Origin of the sequence: Parapedobacter koreensis, assembly GCF_900109365.1 — a bacterium.
In the GTDB taxonomy this organism is placed as follows: domain Bacteria; phylum Bacteroidota; class Bacteroidia; order Sphingobacteriales; family Sphingobacteriaceae; genus Parapedobacter; species Parapedobacter koreensis.
On the sequence record NZ_FNZR01000005.1, the window covers coordinates 325,007 to 351,144 of the forward strand.

Here is a 26,138-nt window from a genome sequence, read left to right on the forward strand (position 1 = left end):
TGCTTTTGTAGGCAAGTTTGGCTAAGTTTGCCTACCAAGTAAAAAGCAATCTTTATGATCCAACGTATCCAGAGTGTTTGGTTGTTTTTGGCCTCGGCCACCATTTTTGCCTTGTTTCTTTTTCCTTACCTTCAATATGCAGATATTGGGGGTGTCGGCAAAGCGCTGAAAGTAACGGGGGTCTATCATGGACTGGAGGGGCAAGCTATCCGGGAAGAGTTTTTTATTTTACAAACCATAGCTACGGTGCTATTGGGTATATTTCCGCTGTACATCATTTTTAAGTTCCGGAACCGGAAACACCAAATCCAATTGATTATCTTGGAAATTGTGCTTATTCTGTTGTTTGGGGCGTGGTTATATACGGCTGCGAGTACCGCGTTGACGGAGGCGCGGCAATTTCTTTCAGCCCAGAATATCGGTGTCGGTTTCTTCCTGCTGCCCATCAGTATTATCTTTCTATTTATGGCTATGGGTGGCATTCGCAACGACGCAAAATTAATTAAATCCGCAGATCGATTGAGATGATAAGAAAAAGTTTATTAATAGCGATGCTGATGCTTTCATCGGCACTGGCTGTTTCTGCACGGCTTGGTGCCGATATTGCCGTTGTACGCGATTCCAACGTGCTCGTCATAGACGACATCCGGATTGAAACGGAGCGATTTGTTGTCGATTCCGCGACGAATACGGCGACCGTGGAACTGTCCCTCAGCAGCCTGAAAGAAAATCCACGCGAACTGAAAATCAATGTCTACGGAACGCAGTTGGTGGATAATGAACGAAATGCATATTATTTCTCAACCATCGCTTTGGGACGGGTGCTGATGCGTTTTGACGATAAGCAAAATTACTTGAACTACCTATTGCAGCCCAATACACCGGCTAAGCTAATCATTACCGCTGAGAAGATTTTGCCTGGAGCGACCATCCAAGTGGTAAAAATTGTGCTGGAAGACAGCGCCGAGGAAGGGCGGTTTTTGGATGCTTACCTATCTTACCGATAGCGGATTTGCTGGCGATCCATCATGCCCATCTGATCTTTCATCATCTTAATCTGATCTGCCAGGAGTTTGTTCTTGTCTGCTTTTTTGGCTTCCTGCAAATATTTAGTGGCTTCCCGTTTATTGCGCTTGGCCATGGCGATACCGGCCAGGCTCAACTTAGCAAGGGCAACGTTGTGTCCCATATGCAAGCCCAAGGTGAGCGCTTTCTTGAAGTATTTTTCGGACTGCATGGGTGATTTTTGTGACTCCATGAGGCCCAATAGCAGGTGATAATAGCCATGCTGGGCGCGAATAAGCTGCTTTTCGTAATTCGTGATACGGCTCAGCCATTGCGCAGCCTTGGCCATGTTTTCTTTGCGCAGGTAAAACTGGGCGATTAGCATGTTTTCGTTGAAAAAAACCGTCACAACGACAATAACAGTTATCAAGATACCCAGTATCCCCCAACCCCATTCACCATAAAAAAACAAGGCAATCGTGCCAATTAATAAGAGTGAAGATATGATGATGCGAATAAGATTAGACATGTTGCTTATGATTTAATTCACAGTGCGCTTAATTTAATAATAGTGCAAATATCCGTTTATTTAAGCGCTTTAACAACTGCAACATATATATTTTGCAAAAAGTGTATTTTTGCTGGATGAGCATACAATTGGAAGCAGGATGGAAGGCCGTGTTGGCGCCCGAATTTCAAAAACCCTATATGTTGGAACTCAAACGGTTTTTGCAGGAGGAGAAACAACAACATACGGTATACCCGCCCGGCAACCTTATCTTCAATGCATTTGACCATACGCCGTTTGACCAAGTTAAGGTGGTCATCCTCGGGCAAGATCCCTACCATAACGTCGGGCAAGCGCATGGCCTATCCTTTTCGGTTCCCAAGGGTGTGGGTATTCCACCTTCCCTCCGGAATATGTACCTGGAGCTGAGCGATGATATTCCGGGTTTCCAAATTCCTACGCATGGCGATTTGACCGCTTGGGCCAATCGGGGCGTATTGTTGCTCAACGCCACGTTGACCGTGAGGGCACACACCGCGGGCTCCCATCAAGGGAAAGGCTGGGAAGCCTTTACCGACAAGGCGATCGCCGAATTGTCGGCACACAGGAGTGGCATCGTATTCATGCTGTGGGGTAGGTATGCCAAGAATAAGGCCGCACTTATTGATTATCACAAGCACCACATCCTTACTGCAGCCCACCCATCGCCATTCTCTGCAAATAATGGCTTTTTTGGCTGTAAGCATTTTTCCAAAGCCAATGAATTTTTGGTAAAGCAAGGGTTGGAACCTATCAACTGGCAGGTCTGATCGTCAGTATTCCATCGGCACAATGGGTTCCTTTTTGCTGGTAGACATGATCATCATGGTCTGGAAGGTCTTGACAAAAGGTATTTTGCTTATTTTTTCCATAATCACGGCTTCGTAGGCCTTGATGTCTTTTACGTAAACCTTCAAGATGAAATCGCATTGGCCGGTCACGTGATGGCATTCGGTGACCTCTTTGATACTCTTCACGGCCTCCACGAACTCCGGGATGGCGTTGTGTGTATGGAAGTCAAGCGAGATTTGGATGAACGATTTGATGCCCAGGCCTAGCTTCTCTTCGTCTACGAAGGCGTGGTAGCTTTTGATATAACCGGCATTTTCCAGTTTACGCACGCGCTCAAGCGTGGGCGCGGGCGAAAGCCCAATGCTGGACGCTAGTTGCAAGTTCGTAATCCGGCCGTTTTCCTGTAGTAATTTCAGGATTTTGAAATCCGTTTTGTCGGGTTGGAAAGGCATATTGAAAAGCGCTAATAACCAAATTATATTTGGCAATACTACGATTTATTTTCTAAATAATTTGTCTAAAAAGTGTGTATAATTGCATAAGAGGCTTATGGTAAAGTAATTGTATTCATTATCACCGATTTGTAAAAATACAAGGTCGAATGGTTATAAGGCAAATGAAAGGGCGATAAGGGAGGGTATTGCCAAGTTAAATTCGTAACTTTGCCAATCGAAAAAGCTGACAAGGTGCGCTATGAGTACGAAAGATGACGAATTGCTGAAAGAGCTCGCGCTCGAAGAATATAAATACGGATTTACGACGGATATTGAAATGGACATTGCCCCCAAAGGGCTTTCCGAAGATACCGTAAGGTTGATCTCCGCCAAAAAAAATGAACCCGAATGGTTGCTGGAATGGCGACTGAAAGCATTGCGGCATTTCCAGCAGATGCAGATGCCCACCTGGCAGAATTTCGAGCATCCCGATGTGGACTTTCAGGACATTTCCTATTATGCCGCTCCCAAGACGAAACCCAAGCTGGACAGCATGGACGAAGTTGATCCGGAATTGCTTTCCACGTTTGCGAAGTTGGGTATTCCATTGGATGAGCAAAAAATATTAGCTGGCGTGGTTGCTGTGGATGCGGTATTTGACAGTGTTTCGGTCAAAACCACGTTCCGTGAAAAATTGAAAGAACAAGGAGTTATCTTCTGTTCCTTCGGGGAGGCTGTGCAGGAGCATCCTGAGCTGGTGAAGCAATATTTGGGTTCGGTGGTGCCGCAGACAGACAATATTTATGCCGCGCTTAATTCAGCGGTGTTTTCCGATGGGTCGTTTGTGTATATCCCGAAAGGGGTACGGTGCCCGATGGAGTTATCCACTTATTTCCGCATCAATGCGGAAAACACGGGTCAATTTGAGCGCACGTTGATCATTGCCGACGAGGAAGCCTATGTCAGCTACCTCGAAGGGTGCACGGCGCCCATGCGTGATGAAAACCAGCTGCACGCCGCCGTGGTAGAATTGATCGCCCTCAAAGATGCCGAAATCAAGTACTCTACGGTGCAAAACTGGTATCCCGGAGATAAGGATGGCAAAGGAGGGATATACAACTTCGTGACCAAACGGGGGATGTGTAAGGGCGATAACAGTAAGATATCCTGGACACAGGTAGAGACCGGCTCTGCCATTACATGGAAATATCCGGGAGTAATCCTCAAAGGGGATCACTCCGTAGGCGAATTTTATTCGGTTGCCCTTACGCGCAATAAGCAACTGGCCGATACCGGTACAAAGATGATTCACCTGGGCAAAAATACCCGGAGCAAAATTGTCTCCAAGGGTATCTCTGCGGGCCTGAGCCACAACAGTTACCGCGGGTTGGTAAAGATTGGCCCCGGAGCTGAAAATTCACGTAATTTCACACAATGTGATTCCTTGCTCATTGGCGATCGGTGCGGTGCCCATACCTTCCCTTATATCGAAAGCCGGAATAAGACCGCGAAGTTGGAACATGAGGCCACCACATCAAAAATCGGCGAAGACCAGTTGTTTTACCTGACACAGCGGGGTATCGACCCGGAAAAGGCAGTTGGGCTGATCGTCAATGGGTATGCCAAGGAAGTATTGAACCAATTACCCATGGAATTTGCCGTGGAGGCACAAAAATTATTGGCCATATCCCTCGAAGGTAGTGTGGGATAAGGATTATTATAAAGAGAGCGAATAAAACAACCATGTTAAGTATAAGGAATTTACACGCATCAGTAGAAGCTAAGCAAATATTAAAAGGGCTGGACCTCGAAGTGAAAGCCGGCGAGGTGCATGCCATCATGGGGCCGAATGGTTCGGGTAAGAGCACCTTGGGAAATGTATTGGCCGGAAGAGAAGCCTATGAAGTCACGGCAGGCGAAGTCCTGTTGGATGGCAAAGATCTATTGGAGCTTTCACCGGAGGATCGTGCGCGCGAAGGCGTATTCCTGGCGTTCCAGTATCCGGTGGAAATACCGGGTGTTTCAAACATCAACTTCCTGAAAACGGCGCTCAACGAAGTGAGGGCCTACAAGGGGTTGCCGCCGTTGGAAGCCAAGGAATTTCTGAATAAGGTAAAAGAAAGGCAGAAACTGGTAGAGTTTGACGCTAAGCTGGCAAACCGTTCGTTGAATGAAGGATTTTCAGGAGGCGAAAAGAAGCGCAATGAGATTTTCCAGCTGGCCATGCTCGAACCGAAATTGGCTATCCTGGATGAAACCGACTCGGGATTGGATATCGATGCCTTGCGTATCGTCGCAAGGGGCGTAAACCAGCTGCGTTCCAAAGACAACGCATTCATCGTCATCACCCACTACCAGCGGCTATTGGATTATATCGTGCCGGATTTCGTGCATGTGCTCTACAACGGCCGGATTGTGCGGTCGGGCACCAAGGAGCTCGCATTGGAGCTGGAAGAAAAAGGATACGATTGGATAAAAGAAACGGTTGACGCTGAAGGAGCCGTTTGATTAATTTTTATTTAGGAAGGAGCGGTTATGTTGGATGAAGTGGCTACAGATATCATGATTACACAAGTAAGCGATTCATTATATACACAATTGATTAAAACGTATGGTGGCAACCTACCTTCATCTGAGCCCCATTCGCTGGACGAAATCCGTAAGCAAGCCTTTGAACGCTTCAAAAGTACGGGATTCCCTACGGTGAAGCAGGAAGATTGGAAGTATACCAATGTACAGCCACTCGTCAACCGCCAGCACTATGCCTTGGATACGGAAACGCTTTCCGCAGCTATTGCCATTGATAAGGCAATCATTCCAGGGTTGGATGCTTACCGCGTGGTCATGGTAGACGGCAAGTACAATGCGGACTTGTCTACGGCAAAGGATATCCCCGGCCTGTCCGTCATGCCCATCGACCAAGCGTTCGAGCGCCTTTGTTTTGCCAAATATTTTTCGGAATATGCGGATAAGACGGATAATCCGTTTGTAGCGCTCAACACCGCCTTGTTCACTTCCGGGCTATTTATCGAGGTGGGCAAAAATTGCCAGCTGCAAAAACCCGTACATGTCATTCATGTGGCTTCTGCCTCCAAACCCTCGTTTACACAAGTGCGCAACCTGTATGTGATGAGCACATTTGCTGAAGCCGAAATCATCGAATCGTTCATTACGAATGAGGGCGCGGCGCATAGCCTCAACAATACGGTGAGCGAAATCGTGGTGCGTGAAAATGCCAAATTGCAGCATTATTACCTGCAGGTTGCCGGGTCACAAGGTAACTACCTCAACCATACGGAGGTTTATCAAGAAAAGCACAGCCTTTATAATAACTACAACTGTTCCTTCCCGGGAGCGGCATTCATCCGTAACAACATCAATGTGCGGTTGGGCGACAGTGAGGTGGAAAGTCATCTATATGGCGTGACGCTTACGGCAGACAACCAGTTGGTAGACAACCACACCATCGTGGATCACCGCAAACCGCATTGCGAAAGCTATGAGTGGTATAAAAATATCACACAGGATACGTCCACGGCGGTGTTCAATGGAAAAATATTCGTGCGCCCGGATGCACAGAAGACCAATGCATTCCAGCAAAACAACAACATGCTCATCGGCGAGAAGTCTGCCGTGTATACCAAGCCTCAGTTGGAGATTTTCGCTGACGACGTAAAGTGTAGCCACGGCTGTACCATTGGACAATTTGATAACGAGGCGTTGTTTTACCTTCAGGCTAGGGGCATCAGTGAAGCACAGGCGCGTGTCTTATTGGTTCATGCTTTTGCCTTTGATGTGACCAGCCGTTTTGCCAATGCGATCGTGCGTGAGTACGTGGAGCATCTCGTGGAGCAGGGATTGAAAGCGGGATAATCTAATTGTATGCTGCTGAAAGAAATTAGCCGGTTGCGCGTACATGCACGTATCGGCTCTCGGACATTACGCCGGACAGGGTCTCATTGAACGCTACGTATATGTGGACTTCCGTCCCTATAAACTTTGGCGGTAAGGGAAAAAGGTAATGCCCCACGCCCCGTATGATACCGGAGGTACGGACATCCCAATTATTGGTGCCCACAAGGTGCAATACGATAATCGTATTCTGGTCATTCAAAAGTCTATCTTTCGAAGAAGTATCCCATGAAATGGACAGCCCTTCATCGGTCCATTCGGCAATGAGTGATTCAGCAGGAGTCAGGGATCCGGTGCTGATTTTAGCGTGGCCGTAATCGAAATACAATTCAGGATAAACTCCCCCGATGGCATTCTTCTTATGGTATGACAAGGCCATGTTGAACGGCGTCATAGGGAGCCCATCGGCCGCCTGCTGGAAACCGGCGCGGATGACCTCGGTAATTGGTGAAAGAAAAGACATCGCCAGCTTCATACGCATTTCGTTTGCCAGTTGCTTTTCACTGCGCGGCTTCGTGGATTTTTTGGGAAGCGAGCGCATCACGTTAATGCCTCGCCATTGATAGCCGACCACACTGCCGACTTTCCCGCTAAAGCTTCCGTTTGCACCGTTTTTGAATGTTGCCATAAGTGGAGCTATTAAAAGATTTTAAACAAATCTAAAAATTGCTTACAATAAAACAAAATTCATAGATAATGCAAATCGTAATCTTTAAGTATTTATAAAGAATATTACCGTAATAAATACCTAAAAATCCCCTATAAAACCCCTATAAAATCCCTAATATAATATGATAATTTTAAGGCTTTTTTAGCCTATTTTATAAGGGGGCTTTGCTGCGATGTTACTTTTGATGAACGCAACTGCACGAAGATGATTGGAAAGCGTCGTCGTCATGTTAGTCAGCGCTATCTGCCAGAGAAAGAGGAGGAAAAAGAGCGAAAGACGAGGTTCGAACTCGCGACCCTCAGCTTGGGAAGCTGATGCTCTACCAACTGAGCTACTTTCGCTTGATACGGCAAATTTAATGCTATCCGTTGGAAATATCAAAGCGATTTTTTTATATTTATTCCTGTTATTGAGTTAATAACTTTTTACTGACGGAATGAGCGGAAGTGGCCTATTCAACATCGGGGAACGCAAATTCAGATGACTTTCGTACAGCTTGCCGATAAATAGCACCCCCGCCTTTATTGAAATATTATCCGATCGACGCAATTCATCCCGTCAATTGCAGCGGACACGATGCCGCCCGCATACCCCGCACCCTCGCCGCAAGGATACAGCCCCTTGACTTGCGGATGTTGCAAGGTGTCTTTATCCCGTGGGATACGTATAGGTGACGATGTACGGGACTCTACCCCCACCAAGATGGCTTCATTAGTGTAGTAACCTTTCATTTTTTGGCCAAATACAGGGAGCGCTTTCCGCAGGGCGTCATGCACAAAAGAGGGAAGCACTTCGGAGAGTAAGGCGCTCTTGGTGCCCGGCTTGTACGAATTGATGGGCAATGTATCGGACAGCTTGCCTTGTACAAAATCGACCATCCGCTGGGCCGGAGCAACCAACTTGCCGCCGCCCACCACGTAGGCCCTTTCTTCTACCTCATGCTGGAAATCCAGCAGCGCAAACGGATAACGAACAGCCTGTGGGACATCTTCGAGGTTGACCTGCACTACGGTGCCTGAATTGGCGTAAGGGTTATTGCGTTTGGAGGGTGACCAACCGTTGACGACAATCTCACCCTTATCCGTGGCGCAGGGAGCAATGATGCCCCCAGGACACATGCAGAAGGAGAAGACTCCCCGACCGTCCACCTGCTCAACGAGGCTGTAGTACGCTGGGGGAAGGTGCTCACTCCGCACCGCGCAGTGGTATTGTGCCTGGTCAATGATGTGCTGCGGGTGCTCGATGCGTACACCAAGGGCAAACGGTTTGGGCTCGGCTAGCCAATGCTTTCGATGGAAGAGCTCAAACATATCGCGTGCGGAATGCCCTGTGGCTAAGATGACATGATCGGCGGTGATATGCTCGCCGGAGGCTAGCTTTACGCCCTTTACACGGCCGAATTGCGCTACGATATCCACTACCCTGCTATTGAAATGAATCTCCCCGCCCTGGTTGAGGATGGTGTGGCGTATCGCTTGGATGATGTGCGGCAACTTATTGGTGCCAATATGGGGGCGCGCATCCACCAAGATGTCTTCCGTGGCGCCGTGGGCTACAAGAAGCTGCAATACCCGCTGTACGTCCCCCCGCTTATTGGATCGCGTATAGAGCTTGCCATCTGAATAGGTGCCCGCTCCGCCTTCGCCGAAGCAATAGTTAGAGTCGGGATTGACAACCCCCTCTTTATTCAGTGCAGCCAAATCCCGACGGCGCTCTTGCACATTTTTTCCTCGCTCAATGATGATGGGCCGCATCTTGTTTTCCAGGCAGCGCAGGGCGGCAAACAGACCAGCGGGGCCAGCACCAATGATAATCACCGGTTGAGCGCCTGCTACATTGGCATATTCATGATGTAGGACCTCGGGAATGGGGATTTCGTCGATGTAGAAGATTACACGGATGCGGAAGACCACCTGTTTGCCACGGGCATCAATGGAGCGTTTTCGTATTTTCAGGCCCTTAACCCGCGACGGGGCAATCCTTAATTGCGCGGCACCCGTTTGCATGATATGCACCTGATCCGCGATTTTTTCCGGTAGAATGGTCAGTTCGATTTCCTGTTGCATGAAATGATGTCGGGTTTTTATCCCGAAGTGTAACAAAGGTATGAATTTTGCCATCAAAGTGTTATATTAGTAGCAATATGAATTTAAATTCAGTCAACATGAAAAGCAGGTTATTCGTTGCAATGGTAGGTGTATTCATAGCCCTTTCGTTCAGTTCATGCGGGTATAACACCTTGGTGAATTTGGAGGAAAACGTAAAAGGCAAATGGGCACAGGTGGAAAACGCTTACCAACGGCGTGCAGATCTTATTCCCAACTTGGTCAATACTGTGAAGGGAGCCGCCAATTTCGAGCAGGAGACCCTTACGCAGGTTATCGAAGCCCGGGCGAAAGCCACTTCTGTAACCATTGATCCCGAAAACTTGACGCCCGAGGCCATCCAGCAATTCCAGCAGTCGCAAGATGCGTTGTCGCAATCGTTGGGCCGGCTGTTGGTCAGTGTGGAGCGTTATCCCGAGTTGAAAGCCAACCAAAATTTCCTTGAACTGCAAGCGCAATTGGAAGGCACGGAAAACCGCATCAGTACCGAGCGCCGGGCATTCAATGAAGCCACGCAGGAGTACAATTCGTCGGTGAGGCGTTTCCCCAACAACCTTACGGCAGGCATGTTCGGTTTTAAGCAAAAGGGCTATTTTACCGCAGAGGCCGGTGCTAATCAAGCCCCTGACGTGCAGTTTTAGGTTTATGGAACAATTCACAGCGGAACAACAGGAAAAAATTGTCCATGCCATCCAACTGGCCGAGGCCCGTACGTCTGGCGAAATCCGCCTGGCGGCAGAGCCTCATTGCCCTACCGAACCATTGGATCGGGCCTTGGTGTATTTCCATCGGCTGGGCATGGAGCAAACTGCGCAGCATAATGGCGTATTGTTATACATCGCAACGGAAGACCACCAGTTTGCTATTATCGGCGATAGTGGAATCAACACCAAGGTGCCCTCGGATTTTTGGGAAGAAACCAAAGAACTCATGGTACGGCACTTTAAGCAAGGAGACTTGGTGCAGGGACTTATTGAGGGGATTGTGCATGCAGGAGAGCAATTGCAACGCTTTTTCCCGCGACTGGAGGATGATGTAAATGAGTTGCCTAATGATATAGCCTTTGGTAATGGTAAAGACTAGAATTTTTTCGATAATAATCCTCTTTTTGCTGGGTGTGAGTGGCGTGATCGCGCAGGACTTCCCCCCCACACCGGATAAGCTGGTGAACGATTATACCAATACGTTGACCGCTTCGGAGGTGCAGCAGCTCGAACATAAGTTGGTGGCTTTTGATGATAGCACATCCACGCAAATAGCCGTGGTGGTGATGCAATCAACGGGACAGTATGATATCGCCGATTATGGCGTGCAGCTGGCCCAGCGTTGGGGCATTGGGGGCAAGGAACACGATAATGGCATCTTGCTGTTGGTGGCCTTGGGTGATCGGGCAGTGACCATCCAGACAGGATATGGCGTGGAAGGTGCAGTACCTGATGCCATCGCCTACCGGATCATCGAAAACGAGATCAAACCTGCCTTCCGGCAGGGTGATTATTTCACCGGGATTAATGACGCTACGGATGCCCTTATCGCATACACGAAAGGTGAATACACAGCTCCGCCAAAGAAGGAGGGGCGTGGTGGTGGTTTCGGGGCCATTTTGCTCGTGTTTATCATCGCTATTATTTTGATAGCCCTGTTTAGCCGAGGCGGTGGCCGTGGTGGCGGCAAAGTCATCGGTGGCCGCGGTGCTTCGGATCTGCTTTGGTGGACGCTCCTGAGTGGTATGGGTCGTGGAGGAAGCGGTCGTGGAGGTTTTGGTGGCGGCTTCGGTGGCGGCGGCTTTGGCGGTTTTGGTGGTGGCGGGTTCGGCGGCGGCGGTGCCAGTGGAAGGTGGTAAAGTAAAATTATGTTTATAGAGACCGGGTTTACATAAAAATATGGCATCTTTGCTCTTATCGCATATAAAATGCAATAGAAAAAGAAACACATATGATGAAAAAGTTGGTTTTGATGGCAATAACGGCATTGCCTGCTGTGGGGTTGGCACAAGATGATTTTACCATTACAGCCAAAGTTGGCAGTTTAAATGCACCTGCAAAGGCTTACTTGAGTTACCGGACGGGTAACGGATCCGTGCTGGACTCAGCTGATATTTCCGACGGAACGTTCAAATTTCACGGTAGTGTGGACGAGCCGTCGCGGGCATTGGTGTTGCTGGCCCACGACGGGGGCAATATCCGTGAGATGGAAGATCCGGACAGGGTAGAGCTCTATCTGGAAAAGGGTGCCATTAGCATCACTGCAGCAGACTCGCTGCGCAATGCATCCATAAAAGGCGGTACCATTAACAAAGATTTCCTCGTTTACCGGGAGCACGTCGCTCCCATGCAAGCAAAAATGGGTGACCTGATGGGCAGGTATGCCGAGGCATCCGATGAGCAAAAGCAAGATCCTGCTTTTGTACAAACGTTGCAAATGGAGGCAATGGGCATCCAGGAAGAACAGAAAGCCATTGATTTCAAGTACATCCACGACTATCCGGCGAGCATCGTGAGTCTGGATCTGCTCTTTCCTTATGTGGATTCCGAGCCCGTGCAGGAAGTTATTGAGCCGGCATTCAATGGTTTGTCGGCGGCATTGAAAAATTCAGACAAAGGCAAAGCCATTGCCGAACAGCTGGAAAACCTTAAGCGGGTGGGTATTGGTGCCGTGGCACCCGATTTTACGCAGCCCGACACGCTTGGGAACCCTGTAGCGCTGTCCGCTTTGCGGGGTAAATACGTGTTAATCGATTTTTGGGCGAGCTGGTGCACTCCTTGCAGGCATGAAAACCCCAATGTGGTGGCCGCATACCACGCCTTCAAAGACAAGAACTTTACGGTATTTGGCGTGTCACTCGATCGGCCAGGGCAGAAGGACGCCTGGCTGAAAGCGATTCACGACGATGGCTTGCAGGACTGGCCGCACGTATCTGAGCTGAAGTGGTGGCAGTCTGGGGTTGTTGATCTGTATGCCATCCAGGGCATCCCGGCAAATTTCCTGCTCGACCCGGAGGGTAAGATTGTAGGCAAGGATCTCCGTGGCGAGGAATTGCATGCTAAGTTAGCGGAATTACTGAACTGACCGCTGCCGGTCGCGTTTCGATAAGTATACGAAAGGGCTTTCCTATGTATTAGGGAAGCCCTTTCGTTATCATGCCAGCGCATCGGTGTTTGTTATAAAGACAGGATATCCACTATCCGAAGCAAGTTGTCGTTGATGGTCCCGATGTGTTTAATTGCCTTGCTGAAGGGGGTAAAGGTAACCTGGCCGTGCACCAAGCCTGCCATTTCGCCACGCTGGCCTCCCAGCAAAGCTTCTACGGCGGCTACGCCAAGGCGGCTGGCCAATACCCGATCCATGCACGATGGGCTGCCGCCCCGCTGGATATGCCCGAGGATCGACACCCGTAGATCGTAGTGCGGAAAGCGTTCTTTGACGCGTTCAGCAACGGCAAAAGCGCCGCCAACTTCATCACCTTCGGCCACGATGATCACCCGCGAAGCTTTGTTTTTACGTGTCCTGTCCAGCCTATCCATCATCACTTCGTAGTCTACCTTAATTTCCGGGATGAGCACACATTCCGCCCCTACGCTGATGCCCGTACGTAGGGCAATCAGCCCGGAGTCACGACCCATCACTTCCACCACAAATACCCGATCATGGGATTCGGCTGTATCACGGATCTTATCTACGGCCTCGATGACCGTGTTGATGGCCGTGTCATAGCCGATGGTAAAATCCGTTCCAGCCAAGTCGTTGTCAATCGTTCCGGGCAGGCCAATGACGGGAATATCGTGTTCTTCGATAAACTTGGCGGCACCGGTGAATGTGCCATCGCCACCGATAGCTACTAATCCGTCTATACCGTGTTGCTGCAGGTTTTCAAACGCCTGCTGGCGCCCTTCCACGGTACGAAACTCATCACTGCGCGCGGTCTTCAGGATGGTGCCGCCACGCTGGATAATGTTGGCAACGGATTTGGCATCCATGGGAAAAATATCCCCATGCACCATGCCGTCATAGCCGCGCCCAATTCCGAAGACATTGAGGTTGTAATACAATCCAGTGCGAACCACTGCACGTATAGCAGCATTCATGCCCGGCGCATCTCCTCCGGAGGTAAATACTGCGATGTTTTTGATGTTGTTGCTCATTGGTACTATATAGGTTTTTGTTTTGCGTTGTTAAGGGCGCTTGAACGCTTCCAGCCCACTGTTTAAGAAGTTGAGGTAGTTCGGAATGTCTTCCTTATATGCCTGCGCCGGGACCAGTTGGTTGCCCTCACTATCTACGATGACATAGTAAGGTTGTGCATTCACGCCAAAACGGGATTGTTGAAGGTCTGACCATTTGCGGCCGACGGTGTTGATTTGCTTGCCGCTGAAACCAGAAACGTATTGCTCATGGGGCTCCAGCTTGGTGCGGTCGTCCACGTACAGCGAAGCGAGGATATATGCTTCTTTCAGCAGCTTCAACACCTGTGGATCGGGCCATACCGATTCTTCCATTTTTCGGCAGTTGACACAACTCCAGCCGGTAAAGTCGAGCAGCACGGGCTTGCCTACCTGCTTGGAATATTCAAGCGCCTGCTCATAGTCATAAAAAGCGTCAATGCCATGCGGCGCATGAAAGATATCACCGTATTTTTTGACAATTCCGGCGCTTGCTTGAGGCGTGGCACCTACGAGGCCAGCTTGGTGCAGGTTGAAATCTTGCGTGGGCGAAGGCGGCAGCCAGGCGCTGAGCGCTTTGAGTGGTGCCCCCCACAAACCCGGGACCATGTACACGGTAAAGGAAAGTATAGCAATGGCAAAAAATAGACGAGGAATGGAAATGAAAGGCACATCGCTGTCATGCGAGAATTTTAGCTTCCCCAATAGGTATAATCCAAACAGCCCAAAGATGACAATCCAGATGGACAAGAAGACTTCCCTATCCAGGATTCGCCAGTGGTAAGCAAGGTCTACGTTGGACAAAAACTTAAATGCCAGGGCTAGTTCGAGGAAACCGAGAGACACCTTTACGGTATTGAGCCAGCCACCGGATTTGGGCATTTCCTTCAGGAGGGATGGAAAAAAGGCAAACAACATAAAAGGGATGGCCAATGCGACGGAAAAACCCAGCATCCCCATGGCGGGCCCCAGCAAAGCACCTTTTGATACGGCTTCCACCAATAAATAACCAATGATAGGACCTGTGCAAGAAAATGAAACCAATGCTAAGGTAAAGGCCATGAAAAACAGTCCCAGTAGGCCTCCCCTATTGGATTTCTCATCCATCTTGTTGACAAAACGCGAGGGCAACGTGATTTCAAATGCGCCCAGGAATGAAATGGCAAAAATAACGATAATGATAAAAAACAGCAGGTTGAACCACGCGCTGCTCGCCGCTTCATTTAGCGCAGATGCCCCAAAAAGGAGTGTGACGAGCATCCCCAACGCCACGTAGATGACGATGATGAAAAGACCGTATAACAACGCATTGACGATGCCCTTGGTCCTTGTGCCGCTTTGTTTGGTGAAGAATGAAACCGTAAGAGGCACCATGGGATAAATGCAGGGCATGAGAAAAGCAGCAAACCCGCCGATGATGCCGGCAATGAAGATGCCCCAGAGGGTTTGCGGGTTTTCATCGCCTGCCGCGTTATTCGCATCGGCCGTTGAAGCCGTTGCATGGGCTGTCGTATCCTGTCCGTCCGTGAATGCAACATCATCAGGCACTTCCATATAAGTAGACTCCGTAGTGTCTTCGCCGTCAGTAAATTCGACGTCGTCAAAGCTAATCAACGTATCTTGGGCAACGGTGTGTGATGTGACTATATGGGTAATGCCGAGCAGGAAAAGCAAAGCAAGAAAGACACGTTTCATGAGTAGTATACGTTAAAACGGGTTGCAAACATAAAATAAAAAAGGCAGTTTACTGCCTTTTACTAATTTCTTTTTGACGCAGTTTATTTTACGGCTACCGTAAATTCCATTTCGTCCGGCGGAAGACATTGAGTGGCGTCACAAGCCATGAATTCAACAGTCCCTTTGACGGTGGTTGCGCCTTTTTTCAGCTTGATTTTTTGCTGGAAAACCACTTCTTTTTCGAAATAGGACACATCCATGCCAAAGACTTCTTCATGTTTGGTTTTCGGCTTCGGCTCGGCCGGTTGGCCAACCAACGTATAATCCGTTGACGGAACAAAGGAAAAAGAAGTTTTTATGGGGCCTCCCTCTTCGATATTTTGGGAGTAGATATGCCAACCATTGTCGATTACCGCCTTCATAAAAACCACGGCTTCATTCTCGTTGACCTTCTTGGCACCGAACTGCCATTTCACGGGCTCCAGAATTTGCGCGGAAATGCTCGTTGCCGTGATAAATAAAACCGTTATTGCCAACAACACTTTTTTCATGATATTATTCATTTGTTATATCGTTTACAAGATAAGACCTTTAAACTATATGGAGGTTTAATTGTCTGTTACGCCCGGTGTTTGCGCTGCAAAGCTAACCATTCTTGCTCAAATGACAAAAGCGATTTCCTTGATATCGAAGTCGACCATATGGCCATTGAAATCGATCTGCAACCGGCCCGTCTCGGTGACCCCTGTCAGCATGCCGGTTACTTCCACGTCGTCTACGAGAAAAACATGCAACTCACCCAGCCGATAGAGGCGTTGTTTGTAATCGGCCAATAGCGCCTTGAAATCGCCGCTTTTTAGCACAATATATTCCCGCTCAATATAGCTGCAAAGTTCGGCTAATAATTCGGGTATCTTGCTATCACGATGTAAAATTTGTTTGATGGATGTGGCATGGTCCCGGATAGTGTCGGGAAACGTCGTCTGGTTTACGTTGATGCCAATCCCGACGATGGCGGATTTCCAGGTTTTTCCTTTGAGGATGTTTTCGATGAGGATACCGCCGATTTTTTTATTGCCGATATAGATATCGTTGGGCCATTTTATCTTTGCGGGTACCTTTAACATTGCACTTAGCCACTTCGCAACGGCTAAGCTCATGGCAGCAGTAAGGCTGAATTGATCCTTCGGATCGAGGAATGAAGGCAATAGCAATAGGCTGAAGGTGAGGTTTTTACCGGGCTCGCTTTGCCACACGGCACCCTTTTGCCCTCTGCCAGCATATTGATCGACTGCCATTATTACAGTTCCCTCGGCAAGTGGCGTGGATTTTGTCAGTACTTTTCTCAGGAATTCGTTTGTGGAGGGTGTCCGCTGTAACGTAATAACATTTTGTCCATCAAATAATCCTGAAAATGTGTTACTTTGCAATACGAATTAAATTTAAGGGTAATATTGCCCAAAACTATAATTATTTTTAATGATAAAAAACAAAAAATCAGCCATATCAGCTCGCTTATCGGAGGTAGTCATCCACGGTTTGCAAGAGAAGAAGGGGAATGAGATTGTGCGGCTTGATTTGAGAAACATCCATAGTTCTGTATCAGATTATTTTGTAATTTGCCACGCAGATTCATCTACCCAAGTCAATGCATTGGCCAAAAGTGTCGAAGAGGAGGTGTTTAAGGCGCTGAATCAAGAGCCTTGGCGCAAAGAAGGATTAGAACATGGAGAGTGGATATTGCTAGACTTTGTCGACGTAGTAGTACACATTTTTAAGACAGACAAACGTAAATATTACGGCATCGAAGACCTATGGGGCGATGCCGAATTAGAATATTATCAAAGTGCGTAATTCAAAAGAAACGAAACAACAAAAGAGAAGGAAAGGTATGCCTAACGGACCCGATAGAATGAAGAGAGTGCCAAGCAAGAAAGTGACGCCCAAGCCGCCACGTTTCAATATCATGTGGCTGTGGGTGGCGATGATTTTTGGCTTTTTTGCATTGCAATATATATTTACCGACGATAAACCCAATCAGATTACCTATCAACAGTTTGAAGATACGATGTTGAAAGAAGGTGATGTGGAGCGATTGGTTGCTTACAAGCGGAATGAATTGTTTTTCGTAGAGGTATTTATCAAAAAAGATCGGCTTTCAGACCCTAAGTACCGGGATGTAAGGCCAAGTGCAAACAGCCTGACGCTGACCCCATCCACCGGGCCGCAATATTTCTTTACGGATGGCTCTTATGACGCATTGGAGCGCAAGCTGAATGTTGCGCAGGAAACGACAGACCCGAGCGAACGGGTGTCTTTAAGGTTGGAAGATCGGACGAATGCCTGGACGGGATGGATATTTTCCATCATGCTGCCTTTGCTGCTCATCATCGTTTTCTGGATATTTATTATGCGCCGCATGGGTGGAGGGGGAGCCGGTCCCGGTGGCCAAATCTTTAATATCGGAAAATCCAAAGCCACGCTTTTTGACAAGGAATCCCAGGTAGCTATCACCTTCAGTGATGTCGCAGGTCTTGAAGAAGCCAAACAGGAGGTAATGGAAATCGTGGATTTCCTGAAAAACCCGAAGAAATATACCAATTTGGGAGGGAAGATCCCGAAGGGGGCATTGTTGGTAGGCTCTCCGGGTACGGGGAAGACCTTATTGGCCAAAGCGGTAGCTGGCGAAGCGCAGGTACCGTTCTTCTCGCTCTCGGGTTCTGATTTCGTGGAGATGTTCGTCGGCGTGGGTGCTTCCCGCGTGCGGGATCTTTTCCGTCAGGCAAAGGATAAAGCACCGTGCATTATCTTCATTGATGAGATAGATGCCATCGGGCGCGCAAGAGGGAAAAACAGTGTAATGGGTGGTAATGACGAACGGGAAAACACCTTAAATCAGCTGCTCGTGGAGATGGATGGTTTTGGTACAGATTCAGGCATCATCATCATGGCGGCGACCAACAGGCCCGACGTGCTGGATTCTGCCCTGCTGCGCCCTGGTCGGTTTGACCGTCAGATTTCCATTGACAAGCCGGATTTGGTAGGCCGTGAACAGATTTTTAAAGTACACCTCAAACCGTTGAAACTGGCCGCTGAGGTGGATGCCAAGAAGTTGTCCGCCCAGACGCCGGGCTTCGCTGGGGCAGAGATTGCGAATGTGTGCAATGAGGCAGCGCTTATCGCTGCCCGGCGCAATAAGACGTCCATTGATATGCAGGATTTCCAGGATGCCATAGACCGGGTGATTGGGGGGCTGGAGAAGAAAAATAAAATCATCTCACCCGAGGAAAAACGTATCGTTGCTTTCCATGAGGCCGGGCATGCTATCGCGGGTTGGTTTCTCGAACACGCCGATCCGTTGGTGAAGGTGTCCATCGTGCCCCGTGGCGTCGCGGCATTGGGATATGCCCAATACCTACCCAAGGAACAGTTTCTATATACCACCGAGCAGTTGATAGACGGCCTGTGTATGACCATGGGCGGGCGTGTGGCTGAAGACATTACGTTCGGCAAAATCTCCACCGGCGCCCAGAATGATTTGGAGCGCATTACCAAATTATCCTATGCCATGGTCGCGGTATACGGGATGAACCCACGTGTAGGCAATGTTTCATTCAACGACAGCCAGGAAAACCAATTCCAACGCCCGTATTCGGAGAAAACAGCAGAACTGATTGACGAGGAAGTACGCAAGCTTATCGCCGATATCTACAGAAAAACGAAGAAGCTGTTGCTTGAAAAGCAAGACGGGCTTATCGCGTTGGCGGAAAAGCTGCTCGAAAGGGAAATCCTTTTTCAAGCTGATTTGGAAGAAATATTAGGCAAACGCCCGTTTGATCACCGGACTACATATGATGAATTTGTCAATGGCGAAGCCGGGGAAGGCGATCAAAGCAAAGTTGCGAAGGGTTTGGTGCATGATGGCGTAGGCGACAATTCGGGGACTTTCGATAGCAGACCTTCGGAAGAAGACGCATCCAACGGCTAAAGCCGGCGCAAAATAACGCGTTTATAAAAGATTGGGGGCTTGCCTTGCAGAAAAATGTAAAGACCACGACAGCCAAAGAACGTATGCTGAAGAAAGTCAGGCATGCGCTGCTGCAAAAGCGAGAAGCCCCCTATCCCAATTTTGAAGAGGCCGATTTACGCCCCGAAGAGCCAGAACCGATTGATGTCTTGTTTGCACAACGGCTTACGGATGTTGCCGGCAAGTTTGTCTATTGCGAAGATGAACTAAATTTCATCGAGAATTTGCTTGTTTTGGCCGAACGGGAAAAATTGCGTGCCATGTACGCCTGGGAGCCTGCAGTACAACGATTGCTGGAAAAGTACGGCTTTCCTTTTTATCGTACGGAAAAAGAATTTGACAGCGCGGAAATGGGCATTACGACCTGTGAGGCGCTTATAGCCCGTTCAGGCAGCATACTGATAAGCAACGGGAATGCTGCCGGACGGCGACTGGCCATTTACCCGCACTTGCACGTGGTGGTCGCCTACGCTTCACAATTGGTGCTGGATATCAAAGATGGCCTTCAGCTGATACAACGCCGGTATGGCGACAACCTTCCTTCCTTGATTAATGTCATTACTGGACCAAGCCGCACAGCAGATATCGAAAAGACCCTTGTCCTCGGAGCGCATGGCCCCAAGGAAGTCTATGTGTTCCTATTAGAAGACCGGATAAATTAAAAAAAGCCCCACAAATATACTAAAAATATTAGTATATTTGTGGGATGGATACCATACAAAATTCGGAGTACTTCAAGGGACGGGGCGCACAGGTCAATACACACAACAAGTTTGCGGCGCAGCGGTATGTGGCCGAGCATATTGAGGGGTTGGATGAAGAGTTTTTGGAAAATTCGGCTACCCAACTGATTGATGAGCATCCCAAGAAAATCATCAGCATCAATGATAGCCCCGATTTGCCAATGGGATATTCGTTAAATCCCTACCAGGGGTGTGAACATGGTTGCATTTATTGTTACGCACGGAATGCGCACGAATACTGGGGATACAGTGCCGGCTTGGACTTTGAACGCAAAATCATCGTCAAGCGGAATGCAGCCGAGGTGCTGGAGCGGCAGTTCAACGCCAAAGGGTATAAGCCACAGGTCATTATGCTTTCTGGCAACACCGATTGCTACCAACCCATTGAGCGCAAACTGAAAATTACCCGTGCGATTTTACAGGTCTTGCTGTCTTACCGCCATCCCGTATCCATCATCAGCAAAAATAACCTTATCCTGCGGGATATGGATATCTTGTCGGAGCTGGCAAAGCTCCGGCTGGTGCACGTGGCGATATCCATCAATTCATTGAATGAAGAATTCCGGCAAAAAATGGAGCCCCGTACGGTGACGGCCAAAGGACGATTGCGGGTTGTCCAAAAGCTCAGTGAGGCAAACATACCCGTGATGGTGATGTGCGCGCCTATCGTACCTGGGCTAAACAGCGACGAAATGCCGGAGGTCATCAAGGCGGCGGCTGGTCATGGTGCTCAGGGTGCTGGCTATACCATTGTGCGGTTAAACGGGGCAATAGGCGAATTATTTACTGATTGGGTACACAAAGCTTATCCCGATAGGGCTGAGAAAGTGTTGCATAACATCGCGGCTTGCCACGGGGGCAAGCTTAATGACAGCCGCTGGGGTGTGCGGATGCGCGGCGAGGGCGAGCTGGCGGAAAGCATCAGGCAGTTATTCAAACTAAGCGTCAAGCGGTATATGGGCCAAGCGGCCATACCGCCCCTGCGGTTGGATTTATTCGCGCCAAAAGGGGGAAAACAGCTGGATCTGTTTTGACGGTGGATAATTTTTCTTACTTTCGGCACAAGAACACCGCGGCATGAGAGAATACTTGATTAATACACCTGTGGCAAGTATCATTTTTGCCTTTACCATTGCCACAAGCATTTATACCTTTTCAGCACATCAGCTTTTTGAGAGATTCATGCTGCATCCCTATAGCATCAGCAAGGGGAGAAAACTGTATACGCTGCTCACAAGCGGCCTTATCCATCGGGATTGGGGCCACCTGCTGTTTAATATGCTTACATTTTATTTCTTCGGTTTTTCCCTGGAAAGGCTATTGGTCAGTTTGAGCCCCTGGGGCCATGTACAGTTTGCCGTAATTTATGTGCTCGGGCTGGTACTGAGTGATGCACGAACGGTTTTCAAAGAGCGAGACAATTCATCTTATTATAGCCTGGGTGCTTCCGGGGCTATTTGCGCGATACTGTTTAGCTTCATCCTTTTTGATCCCAAGATGATGCTGGGGGTATTCTTTTTTATTCCCATGCCTGCCTGGATATTCGGCATACTCTTTCTGGGCTATTGCGTATGGGCTTCAAGAAACGCAAGAGACAACATCAATCATGATGCCCATTTTTATGGGGCTATCGTTGGTATTGTGCTCACCATTGTTTTTTATCCAGGGATTATCCAGCATTTCATCAGGCAATTTGCTGATGCTTAGTGTGGCAACAACACTAATTTAATTAACTCATTTGTAGTGTTATATAGGAGTGCTATCAAAATTAATACGTAAATATGACCGCTTGGTATTGATATTTTACGATTAATATTTACATTAGCCCACTTTATAAACTTAACCTTAATTAGACAAGGCACAATGAAAACCTTAGCAACGTCAGATTATATCGTATTCTTATGTTACTTCATTCTTATTGCGGGCTATGGCCTTTGGATTTATTACCGCAAGAAATCCAATGAACTGAATACTAAAGATTATTTTTTGGCTGAAGGATCGCTGACCTGGTGGGCCATAGGGGCATCGCTGATTGCCTCCAATATCTCGGCCGAGCAGTTTATCGGCATGAGCGGCGACGGGTTTAAGCTTGGCTTAGCGATTGCGGCCTATGAGTGGTTGGCTGCAGCTACGTTGATTATTGTTGCCATATTCTTCATTCCCGTTTACTTAAAGAACAAGATCTATACCATGCCGCAATTTCTGAACCAGCGGTACAATGGGACGGTGAGTACGATTATGGCGGTATTCTGGTTGTTGCTCTATGTGGTGGTCAACTTGACGTCCATCCTTTATCTCGGCGCTTTGGCAGTATCCGCGATTTCGAGCATCAATTTTACGGTTTGTATGTATGGAATTGCTATTTTTTCCATATTCATTGCATTAGGGGGCATGAAGGTAATTGGCTATACCGATGTCATCCAGGTATTGGTGCTCATCCTTGGCGGTCTGGCTACCACCTACCTGGCGTTGAATATGGTTTCCGAACATTTCGGTACAGTCGGCGTATTCAATGGGTTAGGGTTGTTGCATGAAAAGGCACCTACTCACTTTGACATGATCTTTGACAAGACACAGGAGCATTACATCAGCCTGCCCGGCCTGTCGGTGCTCATCGGCGGGATGTGGATTGTCAACCTCAACTATTGGGGCTGTAACCAGTATATCACCCAGCGTGCATTGGGGGCAGACCTGACGACGGCGCGCAATGGTATCCTCTTTGCCGCATTTTTGAAAATGTTGATGCCGGTTATCGTGGTGTTGCCGGGTATAGCGGCATGGGTGCTTTACCGGGAAGGGTTTTTCCAGCAAGAAATGCTGGAAGCAGGTGTGGTACGACCTGATAGGGCTTATCCCGTATTGCTGAACCTGCTTCCCGTAGGGTTGAAAGGCTTGGCTTTCGCAGCGTTGACCGCCGCTGTGGTAGCTTCGCTTGCCGGCAAGTCCAATAGTATTGCCACTATTTTCTCCTTGGATATTTATAAAAAAATATTCAATAAGGAAGCCAGCGAACGTACATTGGTCAACGCGGGAAAGATTACGATCGTGGTGACCATGATATTGGCCGTCATCATCGCACCCCACTTGGGCATTGAGAAAGGCGGGTTCCAATACATTCAAGAGTATACGGGGTTTGTATCACCGGGTATTTTTGCGATGTTTATTCTGGGGTTCTTCTGGAAAAAAGCAACCTCCAATGCTGCGTTATTTGCCACGATTGGCGGATTTGCCTTGTCGGTAGTTCTGAAATTCCTACCTGAATGGGCGGATTTGTCTCCGCTCTATTCCATAGGATTTGCCGTGCCCAATGCCATCGGTATCTATGAAATTCCGTTTCTTGATCGGATGGGCATCGTGTTTTTGTTCTGCATTTTCGGCATGTTTGTCATTAGTGTGATGGAAAATAAACGGGGAGTGGTGCCCAAAGGATTGGATGTCGATCGTAGCATGTTTAAGGTGCACCCGCCTTTTCTTGCCGGAGCCATTCTTATCGCTGGATTGTTGGTGGCTATCTATACAATATTCTGGTAATATACATCCTGCCATACCGATTCGGAGGGGTTTTGCATCGGTATGGCAGGCAACGAGCATTTCCAAACCAAATTGTTACATCTTTCCTATCGAAAAGTAAGTACATTAGCCTTCAATATTCTTAATTAGACGGCCAATGCTTAAAAAATTACTTTCTATCGCCTTTATCGGTGCCTATTTACCGATTTATGCCCAACAAGGCACCCTTACTGTCGAAAAAATCATGCGTGATCCCAAGTGGATGGGCATTTCCCCTTCTGGAGCCTTTTGGGATGTAGGCAGCAATAAGCTTTTTTTCTCTTGGAATCCCGAGGCGGCGGAGACCGCTTCATTGTACTACGTGACCACTTCGAATCATACGCCGGAGCAGGCCAGTGATCCAGAGCGGCAAGGGGTTATCCGGCAGTACAGCTATGACAAGTCCCGGAGCCGCATCGTTTTTGAGCGCGCGGGCGATATTTATATCCGCGAACTGAAGTCGGGCAACGAATCACAGCTGACCAAGACCGTATCACGGGAGAGCAATCCGCTTTTCACGAATGACGGCCAGTATATCATCTTTCAGCAAGGAGACGATCTCTTTCGCTTGTCGCTGAGTGGCCGTGAATGGGAGCAACTGACCCATTTCAGCCGGGGCGACAACATGGGTCGACGAGGCAGCGGTCGGGCTGGAAAACTCAACGAGCAGGATAAGTGGTTGCAAACCGATCAGTTGGAGCTGTTTGATGTGCTGAAGGTTCGCAAGCGGCGAGATTCCATCCGCACTGCGGATCGGGAGAATACCGGAGAACACCCCTTACGAGCATTGGATATCGGCGATGCCATGCTATCCGCACAGCAGCTGAGCCCGGACGGCCGTTATCTCACCTACCTGCTTACCAAGCGAGCGGAAGGTAACCGGAATACGATAGTGCCCAACTATGTGACAGAGTCAGGCTACACCGAGGATATTCCAGGGCGTACCAAAGTGGGTAATGCCTTGCCTGTATCTCATGCCTACATTTATGATCAGCAGCGTGATACGGTATATGAGGTGGATACGAAGACCATACCCGGAATCAAAGATTTGCCGGATTATTTAGCTGACTACCCCGATCGGAAGGCCAAGCTTCAGGGAGAAAACAACGATCGGCAAGTTAGCATTGGGCAGGTAAGTTGGAATGAATCCGGTACAGCGGCCTGCGTGGTGGTGACCTCGGCTGATAACAAAGATCGTTGGATCATGCGACTTGATGCCGAGACGGGCACGTTGCACCTGGTCGATCGCCAACGGGATGAAGCCTGGATTGCCGGCCCCGGTATTGGGCGGTCATGGGGTACGGGAAACATCGGCTGGTTGGATGATACATTCATTTATTTCCAAAGCGAAGCCTCTGGCTATTCGCACATCTATACGGCCAATATCCGTACCGGCGAAAAACGGCAGCTTACCGAAGGCAAATGGGAGGTGAGCGATCTCCAGCTTGCCGCTGATAAGCAGTACTTTTATTTCACGGCTAATAAAAAACATCCCGGCATTACGCATTTTTACCGTTTGCCTATACAGGGCGGTGATCCTGTGCAGGTTACCCATATGGATGGCGGCAGCGAAACGGTGCTCTCGCCCGACGAAAAATGGCTGGCTATCCGCTATTCGTATTCCAATAAACCATGGGAACTGTATTTGCAGGAAAACAAGCCGGGTGCCAAGGCCACGAAAATCACCGAATCGCTTACCGAAGAATTTAAGGCCTATGCTTGGCGCGAACCCGAAGTGATATCGTTTAAAAACAGGTTTGGCGACGACGTATATGCGCGGGTGTACCAGCCTGCCAACCCTAAGCCGAGCCGCCCGGCGGTTGTCTTTGTGCACGGGGCCGGGTATTTGCAGAATGTGCATTATTGGTGGAGCCAATATTCCCGTGAGTATATGTTCCATAATTTACTGGTGGATAAGGGCTACACCGTATTGGATATCGACTATACGGGGAGTTCCGGTTATGGGCGTGACCACCGTACGGGCATATACCGGCACATGGGGGGTAAAGATCTGAGCGACCATGTCGATGGGGTGAAGCTTTTGGTTGAAAAATACGGTGTGAATCCTAAGAATGTCGGCCTTTATGGTGGATCGTACGGGGGATTCATTACGTTGATGGCCATGTTTAATGAGCCAGACGTATTTGCTGCCGGTGCGGCTTTGCGTTCGGTGACGGATTGGGCGCATTACAACCACGGCTACACGGCCAACATCCTCAACGAGCCGGCAGACGATCCGATTGCTTATCAGCAATCCTCGCCGATTTATTTTGCTGATGGGCTGAAGGGGTATCTCCTGATGTGCCACGGCATGGTCGATGTGAACGTCCATTTCCAGGACATCGTGCGTGTGAGCCAAAGACTCATTGAACTGGGGAAAGACAACTGGGAACTGGCTGTATATCCCGTAGAAGACCACGGATTTGTGGAGCCCAGCAGTTGGACGGATGAGTATAAACGCATTTTGAAGCTATTTGAAGAGCGGCTGAACAACTAAAGCATACGGTAGGCCGAAGC

Annotated in this window: 25 protein-coding genes and 1 tRNA gene; 17 read left to right on the forward strand and 9 right to left on the reverse strand. The window is 48.7% G+C overall.

All coding sequences use genetic code 11. The features are described 5' to 3' along the window. Nucleotides 1-54: 54 nt before the first annotated feature. Together BMW65_RS14525 and BMW65_RS14530 are read left to right on the forward strand one after the other, a co-directional pair. Nucleotides 55-528, forward strand: coding sequence for a DUF4293 domain-containing protein (locus tag BMW65_RS14525; protein ID WP_090606415.1), 474 nt, complete (start codon nt 55-57; stop codon nt 526-528). After that, the gene (locus BMW65_RS14530; RefSeq protein WP_143053892.1) at nt 525-1,007 is read left to right on the forward strand and encodes a hypothetical protein; all 483 of its coding nucleotides are present in this window, start codon (nt 525-527) and stop codon (nt 1,005-1,007) included. The genes BMW65_RS14525 and BMW65_RS14530 overlap by 4 nt, the downstream gene beginning before the upstream one ends. Here the strand turns inward: BMW65_RS14530 and BMW65_RS14535 are convergent. Further along, entirely contained in the window at nt 998-1,534 is a 537-nt protein-coding gene (locus BMW65_RS14535; protein WP_090606419.1) for a tetratricopeptide repeat protein, read from the reverse strand. The two genes, BMW65_RS14530 and BMW65_RS14535, sit on opposite strands and share 10 nt — an antisense overlap. Before the next feature lie 116 nt (nt 1,535-1,650). Here BMW65_RS14535 and ung point away from each other — a divergent pair, with 116 nt between their 5' ends. Beyond that, nucleotides 1,651-2,322: a uracil-DNA glycosylase gene (gene ung / locus BMW65_RS14540; RefSeq protein ID WP_090606421.1), complete on the forward strand. Its 672-nt coding sequence runs from the start codon at nt 1,651-1,653 to the stop codon at nt 2,320-2,322. 3 nt (nt 2,323-2,325) lie between these two features. Here the strand turns inward: ung and BMW65_RS14545 are convergent, their stop codons facing one another. Beyond that, the gene (locus tag BMW65_RS14545; protein WP_090606423.1) at nt 2,326-2,796 is read right to left on the reverse strand and encodes an Lrp/AsnC family transcriptional regulator; all 471 of its coding nucleotides are present in this window, start codon (nt 2,794-2,796) and stop codon (nt 2,326-2,328) included. Between the two features lie 241 nt (nt 2,797-3,037). Between BMW65_RS14545 and sufB the strand changes: the two genes are divergently transcribed. Genes sufB through sufD form a run of 3 tightly spaced genes read left to right on the forward strand, consistent with a single transcriptional unit; the run spans nt 3,038 to nt 6,651 of the window. Beyond that, nucleotides 3,038-4,489 (forward strand): Fe-S cluster assembly protein SufB, encoded by a 1,452-nt coding sequence (gene sufB, locus BMW65_RS14550; protein ID WP_090606425.1) that lies wholly within the window; start codon nt 3,038-3,040, stop codon nt 4,487-4,489. 32 nt (nt 4,490-4,521) lie between these two features. After that, nucleotides 4,522-5,286, forward strand: a complete 765-nt coding sequence (gene sufC / locus BMW65_RS14555; protein ID WP_090606427.1) for a Fe-S cluster assembly ATPase SufC — start codon at nt 4,522-4,524, stop codon at nt 5,284-5,286. A gap of 27 nt (nt 5,287-5,313) precedes the next feature. After that, nucleotides 5,314-6,651 (forward strand): Fe-S cluster assembly protein SufD, encoded by a 1,338-nt coding sequence (gene sufD / locus BMW65_RS14560; protein WP_245747650.1) that lies wholly within the window; start codon nt 5,314-5,316, stop codon nt 6,649-6,651. Between the two features lie 25 nt (nt 6,652-6,676). On the opposite strand, the gene BMW65_RS14565 is transcribed toward sufD, so the two are convergent. From BMW65_RS14565 to BMW65_RS14575, 3 genes are all read right to left on the reverse strand, one after another. After that, complete coding sequence (locus tag BMW65_RS14565) at nt 6,677-7,318, reverse strand: DUF6266 family protein (RefSeq protein WP_090606429.1); 642 nt, start codon at nt 7,316-7,318, stop codon at nt 6,677-6,679. A 310-nt stretch (nt 7,319-7,628) separates the two neighbouring features. Beyond that, nucleotides 7,629-7,701 (reverse strand) — tRNA-Gly (locus BMW65_RS14570). 180 nt (nt 7,702-7,881) lie between these two features. Next, the gene (locus BMW65_RS14575) at nt 7,882-9,426 is read right to left on the reverse strand and encodes an NAD(P)/FAD-dependent oxidoreductase (RefSeq protein WP_090606431.1); all 1,545 of its coding nucleotides are present in this window, start codon (nt 9,424-9,426) and stop codon (nt 7,882-7,884) included. Between the two features lie 98 nt (nt 9,427-9,524). On the opposite strand from BMW65_RS14575, the gene BMW65_RS14580 reads away from it, so the two are divergent. The 4 genes from BMW65_RS14580 (at nt 9,525) to BMW65_RS14595 (ending at nt 12,534) form a co-directional block, all read left to right on the forward strand. Beyond that, nucleotides 9,525-10,106: a LemA family protein gene (locus tag BMW65_RS14580; protein ID WP_090606510.1), complete on the forward strand. Its 582-nt coding sequence runs from the start codon at nt 9,525-9,527 to the stop codon at nt 10,104-10,106. 4 nt (nt 10,107-10,110) lie between these two features. Next, complete coding sequence (locus BMW65_RS14585) at nt 10,111-10,548, forward strand: TPM domain-containing protein (protein ID WP_090606433.1); 438 nt, start codon at nt 10,111-10,113, stop codon at nt 10,546-10,548. Further along, a complete protein-coding gene (locus tag BMW65_RS14590) occupies nt 10,535-11,308 on the forward strand; it encodes a TPM domain-containing protein (protein WP_090606435.1) in 774 nt (257 codons plus the stop codon). The genes BMW65_RS14585 and BMW65_RS14590 overlap by 14 nt, the downstream gene beginning before the upstream one ends. Nucleotides 11,309-11,400: 92 nt before the next feature. Next, entirely contained in the window at nt 11,401-12,534 is a 1,134-nt protein-coding gene (locus BMW65_RS14595) for a TlpA disulfide reductase family protein (RefSeq protein ID WP_245747651.1), read from the forward strand. Between the two features lie 92 nt (nt 12,535-12,626). Here BMW65_RS14595 and pfkA read toward each other — a convergent pair whose 3' ends face one another. The 4 genes from pfkA to BMW65_RS14615 form a co-directional block, all read right to left on the reverse strand. Then, the gene (gene pfkA, locus BMW65_RS14600) at nt 12,627-13,607 is read right to left on the reverse strand and encodes a 6-phosphofructokinase (protein WP_090606437.1); all 981 of its coding nucleotides are present in this window, start codon (nt 13,605-13,607) and stop codon (nt 12,627-12,629) included. Between the two features lie 30 nt (nt 13,608-13,637). Then, nucleotides 13,638-15,320 carry a protein-disulfide reductase DsbD family protein gene (locus BMW65_RS14605; RefSeq protein WP_090606438.1) on the reverse strand — a complete coding sequence of 561 codons (1,683 nt, stop codon included), beginning with the start codon at nt 15,318-15,320 and terminating at the stop codon, nt 13,638-13,640. 83 nt (nt 15,321-15,403) lie between these two features. Further along, nucleotides 15,404-15,853 carry a protein-disulfide reductase DsbD N-terminal domain-containing protein gene (locus tag BMW65_RS14610; RefSeq protein WP_090606514.1) on the reverse strand — a complete coding sequence of 150 codons (450 nt, stop codon included), beginning with the start codon at nt 15,851-15,853 and terminating at the stop codon, nt 15,404-15,406. Between the two features lie 108 nt (nt 15,854-15,961). After that, the gene (locus BMW65_RS14615) at nt 15,962-16,732 is read right to left on the reverse strand and encodes a biotin--[acetyl-CoA-carboxylase] ligase (RefSeq protein ID WP_090606440.1); all 771 of its coding nucleotides are present in this window, start codon (nt 16,730-16,732) and stop codon (nt 15,962-15,964) included. Nucleotides 16,733-16,781: 49 nt separating this feature from the next. Here BMW65_RS14615 and rsfS point away from each other — a divergent pair, with 49 nt between their 5' ends. From rsfS to BMW65_RS14650, 7 genes are all read left to right on the forward strand, one after another. Further along, nucleotides 16,782-17,156 carry a ribosome silencing factor gene (gene rsfS / locus BMW65_RS14620; RefSeq protein WP_090606441.1) on the forward strand — a complete coding sequence of 125 codons (375 nt, stop codon included), beginning with the start codon at nt 16,782-16,784 and terminating at the stop codon, nt 17,154-17,156. 58 nt (nt 17,157-17,214) lie between these two features. Next, on the forward strand, nt 17,215-19,290 hold the full coding sequence (gene ftsH, locus BMW65_RS14625; RefSeq protein ID WP_090606443.1) for an ATP-dependent zinc metalloprotease FtsH: 2,076 nt from the start codon (nt 17,215-17,217) through the stop codon (nt 19,288-19,290). A gap of 44 nt (nt 19,291-19,334) precedes the next feature. Continuing rightward, nucleotides 19,335-19,991: a LutC/YkgG family protein gene (locus BMW65_RS14630; protein WP_394332221.1), complete on the forward strand. Its 657-nt coding sequence runs from the start codon at nt 19,335-19,337 to the stop codon at nt 19,989-19,991. Between the two features lie 44 nt (nt 19,992-20,035). Continuing rightward, nucleotides 20,036-21,106 (forward strand): PA0069 family radical SAM protein, encoded by a 1,071-nt coding sequence (locus tag BMW65_RS14635; RefSeq protein ID WP_090606444.1) that lies wholly within the window; start codon nt 20,036-20,038, stop codon nt 21,104-21,106. 43 nt (nt 21,107-21,149) lie between these two features. Beyond that, on the forward strand, nt 21,150-21,779 hold the full coding sequence (locus tag BMW65_RS14640) for a rhomboid family intramembrane serine protease (RefSeq protein WP_090606446.1): 630 nt from the start codon (nt 21,150-21,152) through the stop codon (nt 21,777-21,779). A gap of 156 nt (nt 21,780-21,935) precedes the next feature. After that, nucleotides 21,936-23,603 (forward strand): sodium/sugar symporter, encoded by a 1,668-nt coding sequence (locus BMW65_RS14645; RefSeq protein WP_090606448.1) that lies wholly within the window; start codon nt 21,936-21,938, stop codon nt 23,601-23,603. Nucleotides 23,604-23,739: 136 nt separating this feature from the next. After that, a complete protein-coding gene (locus BMW65_RS14650) occupies nt 23,740-26,118 on the forward strand; it encodes a S9 family peptidase (RefSeq protein ID WP_090606449.1) in 2,379 nt (792 codons plus the stop codon). The last annotated feature ends 20 nt before the right edge of the window (nt 26,119-26,138 follow it).